The 13,428-nt window shown below is 57.6% G+C and carries 9 protein-coding genes and 1 pseudogene; 6 read left to right on the top strand and 4 right to left on the bottom strand.

Annotation, left to right across the window (positions count from 1 at the left end):
• Positions 1–15 precede the first annotated feature (15 nt).
• The 3 genes from xdhC to xdhA are packed head-to-tail and all read right to left on the bottom strand — an operon-like array spanning position 16 to position 4,689.
• On the bottom strand, positions 16–849 hold the full coding sequence (gene xdhC, locus LN050_00580; GenBank protein ID UFS56429.1) for a xanthine dehydrogenase accessory protein XdhC: 834 nt from the start codon (positions 847–849) through the stop codon (positions 16–18).
• 3 nt (positions 850–852) lie between these two features.
• The gene (gene xdhB, locus LN050_00575) at positions 853–3,201 is read right to left on the bottom strand and encodes a xanthine dehydrogenase molybdopterin binding subunit (protein UFS56428.1); all 2,349 of its coding nucleotides are present in this window, start codon (positions 3,199–3,201) and stop codon (positions 853–855) included.
• A 3-nt stretch (positions 3,202–3,204) separates the two neighbouring features.
• Positions 3,205–4,689: a xanthine dehydrogenase small subunit gene (gene xdhA / locus LN050_00570; GenBank protein UFS56427.1), complete on the bottom strand. Its 1,485-nt coding sequence runs from the start codon at positions 4,687–4,689 to the stop codon at positions 3,205–3,207.
• 351 nt (positions 4,690–5,040) lie between these two features.
• On the opposite strand from xdhA, the gene LN050_00565 reads away from it, so the two are divergent.
• Positions 5,041–5,556, top strand: coding sequence for a hypothetical protein (locus tag LN050_00565; protein UFS56426.1), 516 nt, complete (start codon positions 5,041–5,043; stop codon positions 5,554–5,556).
• 47 nt (positions 5,557–5,603) lie between these two features.
• On the opposite strand, the gene uraH is transcribed toward LN050_00565, so the two are convergent.
• Entirely contained in the window at positions 5,604–5,957 is a 354-nt protein-coding gene (gene uraH / locus LN050_00560) for a hydroxyisourate hydrolase (GenBank protein UFS56425.1), read from the bottom strand.
• Positions 5,958–6,108: 151 nt separating this feature from the next.
• Between uraH and LN050_00555 the strand changes: the two genes are divergently transcribed.
• The 5 genes and pseudogenes from LN050_00555 (at position 6,109) to LN050_00535 (ending at position 13,381) form a co-directional block, all read left to right on the top strand.
• Positions 6,109–6,789 (top strand): GntR family transcriptional regulator, encoded by a 681-nt coding sequence (locus tag LN050_00555; protein ID UFS56424.1) that lies wholly within the window; start codon positions 6,109–6,111, stop codon positions 6,787–6,789.
• A gap of 36 nt (positions 6,790–6,825) precedes the next feature.
• The gene (gene puuE, locus LN050_00550) at positions 6,826–7,776 is read left to right on the top strand and encodes an allantoinase PuuE (protein UFS56423.1); all 951 of its coding nucleotides are present in this window, start codon (positions 6,826–6,828) and stop codon (positions 7,774–7,776) included.
• Between the two features lie 16 nt (positions 7,777–7,792).
• On the top strand, positions 7,793–9,577 hold the full coding sequence (uraD, locus tag LN050_00545) for a 2-oxo-4-hydroxy-4-carboxy-5-ureidoimidazoline decarboxylase (GenBank protein ID UFS56422.1): 1,785 nt from the start codon (positions 7,793–7,795) through the stop codon (positions 9,575–9,577).
• A 64-nt stretch (positions 9,578–9,641) separates the two neighbouring features.
• Positions 9,642–10,919 (top strand): M20/M25/M40 family metallo-hydrolase, encoded by a 1,278-nt coding sequence (locus LN050_00540; protein UFS56421.1) that lies wholly within the window; start codon positions 9,642–9,644, stop codon positions 10,917–10,919.
• A gap of 165 nt (positions 10,920–11,084) precedes the next feature.
• Positions 11,085–13,381, top strand: a pseudogene (locus tag LN050_00535) (NADP-dependent malic enzyme).
• Positions 13,382–13,428 lie beyond the last annotated feature (47 nt).

Genomic DNA, 13,428 nt, shown 5'->3' with positions numbered 1-13,428 from the left:
AAATGCGGCAGCACATCACTCAACGCGATGCTGCAACAATTGCGCCACCACGGCCGCCGCGATCACTGCGGGCTCTTTGCCTACAACGTCAGACACGCCAATGGGGCAGGTGACATGTGCAATTTCTGCCTCACCAAAACCGCGCTCACGCAAGCGGTTCTGAAAAGTGGCCCATTTGGTTTTACTGCCAATCAAGCCCACAAACGGCAAGTCGGCCTGCACACGCTGGCGGCCAAGGCATTGCACCACCACGTCCAAGTCCTCCGCGTGGCTAAAGCTCATGATGAGTACCAAGGCATTGGCCGGCACATCAGCCACGGCGGCTTGTACAGGGTTGGAGTGTTCCAGCACCACGCCCTCGCCAACCTGCGTGGGAAACACCTGGTCGCGGCTGTCTATCCACATCAAGTCAAACGGCAGCGGGCGCAAGGCGCGCTCAATGGCGTGGCCAACATGGCCACCGCCAAACAACGCCACGGTTTGGTAGCTGGGCTGCAAGCTTCTTAACAAACCGTCATGTGCGCCCGGCGCCAGATACTCAAAGCGCAAGTCCAACGCACCGCCGCAACACTGGCCAAGGCTTGGGCCCAACTTGAAATGCATCACCTCATCAACAACTGGCACAGCTGGCGCCTGGGCTGCAAGCGCTCGGGCTGCCAGCGCCTTGGCATGTGCAATGGCTTGCCACTCCAAATGGCCACCACCAATGGTGGCGATGATGGTGTCACCGCACACAGCCATCCAGGTGCCTGTGCTGCGCGGCACAGAGCCCTTGGCGCTGTGCACGCGCACCAGCACCACCGGCTGCGCCTGCAATGCCAGGCGCAGTTGTTGGACGTCACTGCTCAAGGTTTAGGCGCGCAAAGACTCACATGCCATCAGCACACACTCCGGCGTGGCTGGGGCATTCATGTGCACCACCTTGCCAGGTGCCACAGCACCCACGGCGTCACGCAACGAGAAGTAAGCAGACAAAGCCAACATCAGCGGTGGCTCACCCACCGCTTTTGAGCGAAACGGTGTGGGCTTCACGTTTTTATTGGCAAACAAGGCCACGTTGAAATGCTCGGGTATGTCGCCAGCCACCGGGATTTTGTAAGTGCTGGGCCCATGCGTTAGCAGCTTGCCTTTGTTGTCCCAGATGATTTGTTCCATGGTGAGCCAACCCATACCTTGCACGTAAGCGCCTTCAATCTGGCCCTTGTCAATGGCTGGGTTAATGCTCTGGCCCACGTCATGCACGATGTCTACACCCTTGAGCCACCACTCGCCTGTGCGGGTGTCAATTTCGGTTTCAGTGACAGCAGCGCCATAGCAGTAGTAGTAAAAAGCCTTGCCTTGCAGCGTGGTGAAGTCGTAGGCAATGTCTGGTGTCATGTAAAAGCCATTGGCGCTCAAGCTCACGCGGTCAAGCCATGCCTGCTTGGTCACGTCGTTCCAGGCCACAGCCTTATCGCCAAAGCTGGCCACGCCACCAGCCAGCTTCACCTGCGACGCTTCGCAGCCCAGCATACGAGAGGCCACAGCGCACAAGCGCGTGTAAAGCGGCTCACAGGCGTTGGCAATGGCCGCGCCGTTGATGTCGGCACCGCTAGACGCCGCAGTCGCTGAAGCGTTAGGCACTTTTTGGGTATCGGTAGCTGTTACACGAACACGCTCAATGGCTGCCCCCAGGCAATCGGCTGCAACCTGCGCCATTTTGGTATTGAGACCCTGGCCCATTTCGGTACCGCCATGGTTAACCGATACCGAACCGTCCATGTAAATGTTGACCAATGCACCACCTTGGTTGAGCATGGTGGCGGTAAACGAAATACCGAACTTCAATGGCACCAGCGACAAACCGCGCTTGCGGTATGGGTTGGCCGCATTAAAGGCGGCCACTTCGGTGCGGCGTGCCCGGTAGTTGCTGTTGTCCACCAACTGCGCCATGACCTTGTCGGCCACAAAGTCTTCAATTTGTTGGCCGTATTGCGTGGTCATGCTGTTGGCATCACCTGAGTCTTTGGGGTCGCGGTACAAATTGGCCAAACGCACATCAAGTGGGTCTTTGCCCAACGTGGTGGCAATTTCCTCAACCACAGTCTCGATACCAAACATGCCTTGCGGGCCACCAAAACCACGGAAAGCGGTTGCACTTTGCGTGTTGGTTTTGCAGCGGTGGCTGATGATGTGCAGGTTGGGCAGGTAATAGCAGTTGTCTATGTGCAATACGGCGCGGTCGTTCACCGGGCCAGAGAAGTCACAGCTGTAACCGCAGCGTGAGGCCAGCTCAAAGTCGGCACCCAATATTTTGCCGTCGTCGTCAAAGCCAATTTCGTACTTCAGACGGAAGTCATGGCGCTTGCCGGTGATCATCATGTCGTCGTCGCGGTTCACGCGCAACTTGACTGGGCGCTTGAGCTTGTGCGCAGCCAGGGCTGCGCTTTGCGAGAAGATGCTGGCATTGCCCTCTTTGCCACCAAACGCGCCGCCCATGCGACGACAAATCACTTCCACATCGTTTGTTGACAAATTAAGCGCTGCTGCAGCTTCGCGCTGATTGCCATCTGGGTGTTGCGTAGACACATACAACGTCAGCTGGCCGTCTTCACGCGGTACGGCGTAAGAGATTTGACCCTCTAAATAAAACTGCTCTTGCTGGCCACATTCTGTTACACCGCTGAGTTTGTGCGGTGCGTTGGCAATCGCCTCTTTGGGTGTGCCGCGTGTAATGCCTTTAGCGGGCATTACAAATTGCTGCGCAGCCATGGCCTCTTCAATCGTGAGTATGGCTGGCAAGGCCTTGACAGCCACCTTGGCGTTGTGCGCCGCCTCTCGTGCATACAACATGTCACGCGCCACCACCACAGCCACCGCTTGGCCAACAAACTGCACCGTGCCACTGGCTAAAAACGGGTCGTCATGGATGATGGGGCCGCAATTGTTTTCGCCCGGAATGTCTTTGGCGGTATAAACCGCCACCACGCCGTGCATAGCCAAAATGGCCTCGCGGTCTATGCCCTCGCCCACCAGCTCGCCGTGCGCCACTGGCGACTTGATGATGGCCGCGTACAACGTGCCGCGCGCCTCTGGAATATCGTCTGTATAAGCCGCCTCGCCGGTCACATGCAGGTGTGCGGACTCGTGAATAACGTCTTGGCCTTGCTCTGCCGCCTTGGCAGCTGTTGCCAACGCTTGGATAGGTGTAGGTGCATTCATAACTTAAGCCTCCTGCGCAGCATTGGCTGCTTCTTCAACAAACTGCAACACCAAGTTGCGCGCCACCAGCGAGCGGTATGCCCAGGTTGCACGCAGGCCGTCTCTGGCCACAAAGCTGTTGGCAATGGCTTGATCAATAGCCGCGGCCGTCACTTGCTCGCAGGTTTTGCCTTCGAGCAACGCCTCAATGGCGGGAGCACGACAAGGCGATGGCGCCAAACCGTTGTAAGCCACGCGCACGTTGCTCATCACCTCGCCTGTTAAGTTGAACGACACAGCGCAACAAGTGGCTGATATGTCTTGCTCAAAACGCTTGCTGATTTTGTGGGCACGGTTGACCTGGCCTGCAACAGGCTTGGGCAACACAATGGCTTGCACAAACTCCCCCGCTTGCATGACGTTTTGCTTCATGCCTGTGTAAAACGCATCAAGCGCCACCAGGCGAGTGGTCTTGCCTTTGCGCAACACCAACTCAGCGCCCATGGCCATCAGGCAAGGCATGGAGTCACCAATGGGTGAGCCGTTCACGATGTTGCCGGCCAGGGTGGCGGTAGAGCGAATCGGCGGCGAGCCAAAACGCCGCAGCACCTCGGCAAAGTCCGGGTAGGCTTGCGCCACCAACACCTCAATGCGCGCCAATGAAACTGCCGCACCCAAGGTCCACGCCTTGTCGGTTTCAGTAACGGCTTGCAGCTCTTTCACATTGCCCAAATAGCAAATGTGCTTTGGGCGTGCAAACTGTTTGTTCACTTGCAGGCCCACCTCGGTGCTACCAGCCAACAGTGTGGTGTCTGGGAACTCAGTCAGATAAGCCGCCACTTCTTCAAGTGTGGCGGGCGAGACAAACTCACTGCCTTTGCGCGTGCGCACCACCGGCTGCACGATGATGTCGCCGTCCAGGCTGATAGTGGGGTGTGCAGGTCGGGCAATATCTTTTAGCAAGGCCACGTCTGCTTTGTCGTCAACTTTCAACTCGGCAGCAGGTGCTTCGCACGCCTTTAAAGTGGCATCAACAATCGGGATGTAGCCCGTGCATCGGCACAAGTTACCGCTTAGCGCGTCGTTCACCTCGCCGCGTGTGGGTTTTGTATTGGTTTGCACCATATTGGTCAGACTCATCACGATGCCTGGCGTGCAAAAGCCACACTGAGAGCCATGGCAGTCCACCATGGCTTTTTGTATGGGGTGCAGCGTGCCGTCGGCTTTCTTGAGACTTTCAACCGTTTTGACAGACTTGCCGTCAAGCGCTGGCAACAGCTGTATGCAGCTGTTCACTGGCACATAGTCCACGCCAGTACCAGCCGCGTTGAGCTCGCCCACCATGATCACGCACGCGCCGCAGTCCCCCTCTGCACAACCCTCTTTGGTGCCAGTGCGCTGCATGTCCTCGCGCAAATAATCCAATACTGTGGTGGTTCGACGAACGCCTTGGGCTTCAACAATCGCACCGTCTAAAACGAAGCGAACGGTATTGGTGACTTGGGTCATGGGCTGGTGAGTGTTGTGTGTAAATGGTTGGCTACGCCCGCGATACATAAGCGCATGACCGAGGCACTGGGTGCTGGCTTTTTGGCTTGCATGAGATGGTGCGAGTTGAAGCGGAATTTTAACTGGCAAGGCCAGATGCTACTGCATGCTGCGCCACTTATCGCAGCAAAAGACTACTTTAAAACTCACCCCAAATCGTTGAACTAACGCTTTAGTTAAGGAATAACCCTAGTTTGCACACACCCGCCCCATATTTGCCCTTGTTGTCGTTTAGCCTTGTGCCCAAGCAATTCCCGTTGGCCCCGCGATCCCAATGCGCCAACGCAAGCATCGCCTATACGAGGACTATGAATGCGACTGAATCAGTCAAAGGCCCAAGCGCCTGCCGCATGTCGCCCTGTGCTGGCCATCATGTGGTTGTGCGCAGCAGCGTTGCTGCTTGGTGGCTGCGCGCCACCCAAAAAACCTGAGCCCGCCCCACCGCCACCGCCGCCTGTCCAAGTGCGCCAGCCTGACATCGTGTCTGACGCCATGACGCCCAAGGCTTACAGGCGCGACGCAGCCAATCACATTTACAAACAGAACACGGCGCGGATTTACAAAGGCAAAATGCCGCCACTGCTGATGGCCGTGGCAGTCCTGGAAGTCGACATTGACACCATGGGCGATATTGCTGCCATTCGATGGGCGCGCGGCCCCACCCACCTGCCTGAGGTCATGGCCGACATAGAAGGCGTGGTGCGTGCCGCCGCCCCCTACCCTGCACCGATACGCATGCCAGGCGTCATCTACACAGACGTTTGGCTTTACGACAAGTCCGGCCTGTTTCAGCTCGACACGCTAACCGAAGGCCAGCGCAGCAAGTAGTCCTTGGCAGTTTGCGCAACGCGCCGCGCAAACTGCAGCGGCAGCGTTTAACTGCCGCGGTAAGTGGAGTAGCTCCAAGGGCTTACCAACAAAGGCACGTGGTAGTGCTCAGCTGGCTTGGCAACACCAAAGTCCAATGCCACACGGTTTAAGAAATTGGGCTCGGGTAAAGCTGCCCCCTTGGCGGCAAAGTAGCCTGCCACGTCAAACACCAAACGGTAAGTACCCACAGTCAGACTGTCGTGCCCAATGAGCAAGCCGTCTGCGTTGCGCCCATCGTCGTTGAGCTGAAACGACTTCAGCAAGGTCGCGTTATCGTCCTCAGTTGTATACAAAGAGACAAACATACCCGCGGCTGGACAGCCATTCATAGTGTCTAAAACGTGTGTACTCAATCCCATTTTTGTCTCCAATTTCAATAGATGCAAAACCGACGCCATTTACTTTAGTGCACTTTTGCAGCACTATAAGCCCACACCACACGCGCGGCATGGTGTACTGAAGACATCATAACTTGTATACAATTTTTACCCAATCCGGTATTATCAACACATGAACACCCCAACCATAGACACATCGTCTACCGCAATGATTGTGCAATCGCTGTCCAAGGCGATTGTCGAGCACAGACTGCAGCCCGGCGCCAAACTGGCCGAGCAAAAGTTGGCCGATCATTTTGGCGTGTCGCGCACCCTGGTGCGTCAAGCCTTGTTTCAACTCAGCCAGAACCGCTTGGTTCGCATGGAGCCCTCGCGCGGCGCATTTGTAGCTGCCCCATCGGTAGAAGAAGCCAAACAAGTATTTGCGGTGCGCCGCATGCTTGAGCTTGAGCTCACACGCCAATTCACACGCAACGCCACGCCGGCAAAAATCAAAGCATTGCAAGCGCATCTGGCTAAAGAGCACGAGGCACTGCACAACAATGACGCGGCTAGCCGCACAGAACTGCTGGGAGACTTCCATGTGCGCATGGCTGAACTCACCGGCAACGACGTGCTGGCCGAAATGCTAGGCGACCTTATTTCCCGCTGCGCGCTCATTACCCTGATGTACCAATCCGCCAGAGCCGCCGAATGCTCCAGCGAAGAACACGACCACTTGGTTGCAGCCATACAGGCCAAAGACGAGGAAGAAGCCGTGCGCCTGATGGCCCAGCACCTGGACAGCGTTGAAAAAAGCCTGACCTTTAACAAACGTCAACCCACTGCAGACATACGTGAGGCGCTTCGCTAAAGCGCAGCCAACAACCACACCACAAACACAAACACCATGACCTTGTACGACGCCACCCAACCCTACCCACGCGACCTGATGGGCTACGGCCAAAACGTGCCCCACGCCCAATGGCCACAGCAGGCGCGCATTGCCGTGCAGTTTGTGCTCAACTTTGAAGAAGGTGGCGAGAATCATGTGCTGCACGGCGATGCAGGCTCTGAGCAGTTTTTGTCTGAGTTGTTCAGCCCTGCCAGCTACCCAGACCGCCACATGAGCATGGACGGCATTTACGAATACGGCTCAAGAGCAGGCGTGTGGCGCTTGCTGCGCGCCTTTGAGCAGCACAACATGCCGCTTACCGTGTTTGGTGTAGCCACTGCGCTGCAGCGCAACCCCGACATGGTCAAAGTGTTCCAGGACCTGGGCCACGAAATAGCCTGCCATGGCCTGAAGTGGATTCACTACCAACACACACCCATCGAGCAGGAACGCGACGACATGCAGCGCGCCATGGACATCATGACTCAGCTCATGGGCACCCGCCCAGTCGGCTGGTACACCGGACGCGACAGCCCCAACACCCACCAACTGGTGGCAGACTTTGGCGGCTTCGAATACGACTCTGACTATTACGGCGACGACTTGCCATTTTGGATGAAGGTAGGCAAAACAGACGGCGGCACAGCCCACCAGCTGATCGTGCCCTACACCTTAGACGCCAACGACATGCGCTTTGCGCTGCCGCAAGGCTTCTCGCACGGCGACCCGTTTTTTCAGTACCTCAAAGACAGCTTTGACTGCCTGTACGCTGAGGGCGACCCCAATGGCCTGAACAGGCCCAAGATGATGAGTGTGGGTATGCACTGCCGCTTGCTAGGCCGCCCTGGGCGCTTTATGGCCATCAAAAAGTTTATTGAATACGTGGCCAGCCACGACCACGTATGGGTTGCTACGCGCCAAGACATCGCTCGCCACTGGCGCGCTACTCACCCATGCCCCGCTTAATTCCGCAGGAACGCCTATGAGCTACACACTAGAGCAACTCAACACCGCCCCAGCAAACGAGGCCATGGCCATGCTGGACGGCCTGTACGAGCACACGCCTTGGATAGTCGAACAAGCCTTGGCCCAACGCCCGTTTGCATCCTTGGCCGCGCTCAAACACACCATGACGCTGCTATTGGACGAAGCCGGCGTAGACGCCAAACTGGCACTCATTCGCGCCCACCCAGAGCTGGCAGGCAAAGCCATGCAAAGCAACACGCTAACGGCTGAGTCCACCAACGAGCAAAGCAAGGCAGGCCTAACCAACTGCACGCCTGACGAGCTGGCGCACATTCAAAGCCTTAACCGGCAATACCTGGACAAATTTGGTTTTCCATTTGTAGTGGCTGTGCGTGGCCCGCGTGGCAACGGCCTGAGCAAAGCCCACATCATTGCCACCGTTGAGCGCCGCTTGCTCAACCACCCAGACTTTGAGCGCGAAGAATGCGTGCGCAACATTCACCGCATTGCTGAAATCAGGCTCAACGACAAATTTGGCGTCACGCCCACGCAAGGCAACTTGGTATGGGACTGGCAAGAAAACCTGGCCCAGTTCTCTGACCCGGGCTACGCCGAGCGCGGCGAACTCACAGTCACCTACCTCACACCCGCCCACCAACAAGCCGCGGCCAGCATTGCAGCCACCATGCGCGCCTGCGGTTTTGACCACGTCAACATAGACGCCGTAGGCAACGTCGTAGGCGTCTACAAAGCAAGCGCAGACATTGAAGACGCCCAAACACTGCTCACAGGCTCACACTACGACACAGTGCGCAACGGCGGCAAGTACGACGGACGTCTGGGTATTTACGTACCCATGGCCTGCGTGCATGCGCTACACGCCCAGGGCCGTCGCTTGCCCTACAACCTGGAAGTGGTGGGCTTTGCTGAAGAAGAAGGCCAACGCTACAAAGCCACCTTCCTGGGCTCTGGCGCGCTGATTGGCCAGTTTGACAAAAGCTGGTTGGAGCAGCAAGACGCCGACGGCATCACCATGCGACAAGCCATGATTGACGCAGGCTACAACGCAGCCACCATTGAGGCAGACATAGATGCCCTGGCACGAGACACCAGCCAATACATGGGCTTTGTGGAAGTGCACATCGAGCAAGGCCCTGTGCTCAACGAAATGAACTTGCCGCTGGGCGTGGTCACATCCATCAACGGCAGCGTGCGTTACCTGGGCAGCATCAAAGGCACAGCCAGCCATGCCGGCACAACACCCATGAACCGCCGCCGCGACGCCGCCGCCGCATTGGCCGAGCTGTCCACCTACGTGGAAAAGCGCGCAGCACAAGACGGCGACTCTGTGGCCACCATAGGCATGCTGAACGTACCAAGCGGCTCTATCAACGTGGTGCCGGGGCAATGCAACTTCAGCCTGGACATGCGCGCACCCAGCGACACACAACGCGATGCACTGCATCAAGACATTGTGAAAGCGCTAGAGACCATTTGCGAGCAACGCGGCGTGCACTACAAGCTAGACCTCACCGTAAAAGCCAGCGCCGCACCCAGTGACAAGGCGTGGCAAACCCGCTGGGAAGCAGCCGTACAAGCCACAGGCCTGCCCGTGTTTTGCATGCCCAGTGGCGCCGGCCACGACGCCATGAAAATGCACCAGGCCATGCCACAAGCCATGTTGTTTGTTCGCGGCGAAAACTCAGGCATCAGCCACAACCCACTTGAGTCCACCACCAGCGACGACATGCAACTGTGCATTGACGCATTCACACACCTGCTGGAGCAACTGGCCCACTAGGGCACAAGCCAGCGCAAAGCTTTTTTCCACACCTTCAAACCAAATCAATCCGTCAGGAGACCACATGGCCCAACCACCCAACACCGAGCACGCACAAGACTTTGCTGCCATTGACGCCTGGGTAGACCAGCACTTTGACGAGCAAGTCGCATTTCTAAAGCAACTGGTGGCTGTGCCTACAGACTCGCCCCCAGGCAACAACACACCGCACGCGCTGCGCACTGCCGAGCTGCTCAAAGACTTTGGCTATGAGGCCGAACAACACGCACCGCCCCAGCAAATGGTGAGCGACTTTGGCCTAGAGTCGGTGACCAACCTCATCGTGCGCCGCCCCTTTGGCCCAGGCGGTAAAACCATTGCGCTCAACGCCCACGGCGACGTGGTGCCACCCGGTGAAGGCTGGACGCACGACCCCTACGGCGGCGAAGTGGTAGACGGCAAAATGTACGGCCGCGCCACCGCGGTCAGCAAAGGCGACTTCGCCACCTTTACCTTCGCCCTGCGCGCCATTGAGGCACTGGCCAGCAAAACCACGCTCAAAGGCAATGTAGAACTGCACTTCACCTACGACGAAGAGTTTGGCGGCATTGTGGGCCCAGACTATTTGCTCAACAACAAACTCACCAAGCCCGACTTGCTGATTGCGGCAGGCTTTAGCTACCAGGTCATCACGGCACACAACGGCTGCCTGCAAATGGAAGTCACAGTCAACGGCAACATGGCACACGCAGCCATTCCGGAGTCTGGCGTAGACGCGCTGCAAGGTGCCAACGCACTATTGACGGCGCTGTACGCGCAAAACGACTTGTACAAACAAGTGACATCCAACGTGGAAGGCATCAACCACCCCTACGTCAACGTCGGCATGATCAACGGCGGCACCAACACCAACGTGGTGCCAGGCAAAGTGGTGCTCAAAGTTGACCGCCGCATGATTCCCGAAGAAAACCCCGCCGAGGTAGAAGCCAACCTGCACCAAGTGATGCAAGACGCGGTTGCAGCCTTCAACAAAAATCGCACTGATGCGGGCATCAGCATTGACATCAAGCGCATGCTGATGTGCCACGCCATGAAGCCCCTGGAAGGCAACAAGCCATTGGTCAACGCTTTGCAAACCCACGGCGAAGCGGTATTTGGCGAACCTATTCCGGCACTGGGCACACCACTCTACACAGACGTTCGCCTTTATGTAGAGCGCGGCATACCCGGCGTTATTTACGGCGCTGGGCCACGCACGGTTTTAGAGTCTCATGCCAAGCGGGCTGACGAACGCCTGGACCTTGAAGACTTGCGCCGTGCCACCAAAGTGGTGGCACGCACATTGCGCGACTTGCTGGCATAACGCCAACCCGGGGCTCACGCAAGTGCAGCCCCATTTTTTTAATGGCAGCTTGTGCATGAATTCATGCACAACAGCTTCACCCCATTGACCACGCTGGCGCTGTAAGCTTTACGCAAAGCCTACACTGGCTGGCACCCATCTCAACCAACCCCAACACACACCCATATGTCTACAGCAGAAGATAACCTGCGCGATGCCGCGCTTGACTACCACCGCTCACCTGGCCGAGGCAAAATTTCTGTCGTTCCGACCAAGCCCCTGTCCAACCAGCGCGACCTGTCACTGGCCTACTCGCCAGGCGTGGCATACCCCTGCTTGGCCATACAAAAAGACCCCAACCTGGCGGCTGACTACACCTCACGCGGCAACCTGGTGGCCGTCATCACCAATGGCACCGCCGTGCTGGGTTTGGGCGACATTGGCCCCTTGGCCAGCAAACCGGTGATGGAAGGCAAAGGTTGCTTGTTTAAAAAGTTTGCTGGCATTGATGTCTTTGACATAGAGCTAGACGAGCGCGACCCAGACAAGCTGGTAGACATCATCGCCGCGCTAGAGCCCACGCTAGGCGGCATCAACCTGGAAGACATCAAAGCGCCAGAGTGTTTCTACATCGAGAAAAAACTGCGCGAGCGCATGAGCATTCCCGTGTTCCATGACGACCAGCACGGCACTGCCATCATCTCGGCAGCCGCGCTGCTAAACGGCCTGGAGCTCACAGGCAAAGACATCAGCAAAGTCAAAATGGCTGTCTCAGGCGCAGGTGCTGCCGCCATCGCCTGTCTGGACGTGATGGTGGGCTTGGGCGTTGCCCGCGAGAACATCTACGTATGCGACTCAAAAGGCGTGATTTACCAAGGCCGCCCAGGTGGCTTGGACGCATCCAAAGAGCGCTACGCACAAACCACAGACGCGCGCACCCTGGCAGACGTCGTCAACGGCGCAGACGTGTTTTTGGGCTGCTCAGCCCCAGGCGTGATGACGGTAGACATGGTCAAGTCCATGGCCGACAAGCCCGTGATTTTGGCCCTGGCCAACCCAGAGCCCGAAATTCGCCCCGAGCTGGCCAAGGCTGCACGCCCAGACTGCATCATTGCAACAGGCCGCTCAGACTACCCCAACCAGGTCAACAACGTGTTGTGCTTCCCTTACATCTTTAGGGGCGCACTAGACTGCGGTGCCACCACCATCACCGAAGAAATGAAGCTGGCTTGCGTGCGCCAGATTGCAGACCTGGCCAAAGCCGAAACCAGCGACGAAGTAGCCGCCGCCTACGCAGGCCAGGACTTGGTATTTGGCCCCGACTACCTGATTCCCAAGCCATTCGACTCGCGCTTGATTTTGCGTATTGCACCAGCTGTTGCCGCCGCCGCACAAGCATCCGGCGTAGCAGCCCGCCCCATAGCCGACATGGACGCCTACCGCCAAAGCCTGTCACGCTTTATTTACCAAACAGGCATCTTGATGCAGCCCGTGGTCAACGCTGCCAAAGCCGGTGCCAAGGCGCACAAGCGCGTGGCCATTGCCGACGGCGAAGACGAGCGCGCTTTGCGTGCCGCCCAACAAGCCATTGACGACAACTTGGCCACACCTATCCTGGTGGGCCGCCCAGCGGTGATCAGCGCTCGCATTGAAAAAGCCGGCTTGCGCATGCGCGTGGGAGCAGACATTGAAGTGGTCAACCCCGAAGACGACCCCCGCTTTAGAAGCTACTGGGAGCGCTACCACGCACTCATGGGCAGACAAGGCGTCACACCTGACATGGCCAAGGCAGCCGTGCGCCGCTCCAACACAATCATTGCCGCACTCATGGTGTCTGTAGGCGATGCAGACGCCATGTTGTGTGGCTTGGTAGGCACATACGAGACCCACCTGGAGCGCATCAAAGACGTGTTGGGTATGGCCAAAGGCGTAGTCACATTTGGTGCACTCAACGCACTGATGCTGGAAGACCGCACCTTGTTCATCGCAGACACATACGTCAACGAAGACCCCAGCGCCCAACAACTGGCTGACATTGCCGAAATGGCCGTGGCTCAGGTGCAGCGCTTTGGCATACCGCCCAAAGTGGCGTTTTTGTCGCACCCAGCTTTGGCTCCAGCAAGCGCGGATCAGCCCAAAAAATGCGTTTGGCGCGTGACCTGTTTGCAGCGGCCAACCCAGACGTAGAGTGCGACGGCGAGCTACACGGCGATGCAGCCTTGTCCGAGCCCGTGCGCCAAGCCTACCTGCCCAGCACCACGCTCAGCGGCTCGGCCAACATCTTGATCTGCCCCAACCTGGACTCGGCCAATATCTTGTTCAATGTGCTCAAGATGACCTCTAGCGACGGCGTCACCGTAGGCCCCATGCTAATGGGTGCCACCGTACCAGCCCACATCATGGACCCATCATCCACCGTGCGCCGCGTGGTCAACATGATGACCCTGGCCGGTGCCAACGCCGCGGAGCGCAACAAGGCCTAAATAAACAGACACAGGCCACCAAACTCACCCAACAGGTGCATACTTAA

Source organism: Comamonadaceae bacterium M7527, assembly GCA_021044545.1.
GTDB lineage: Bacteria > Pseudomonadota > Gammaproteobacteria > Burkholderiales > Burkholderiaceae_C > RS62.
Note: the sequence above shows the minus strand (reverse complement) of the source record. Positions and strands in the feature narration are given on the sequence as shown.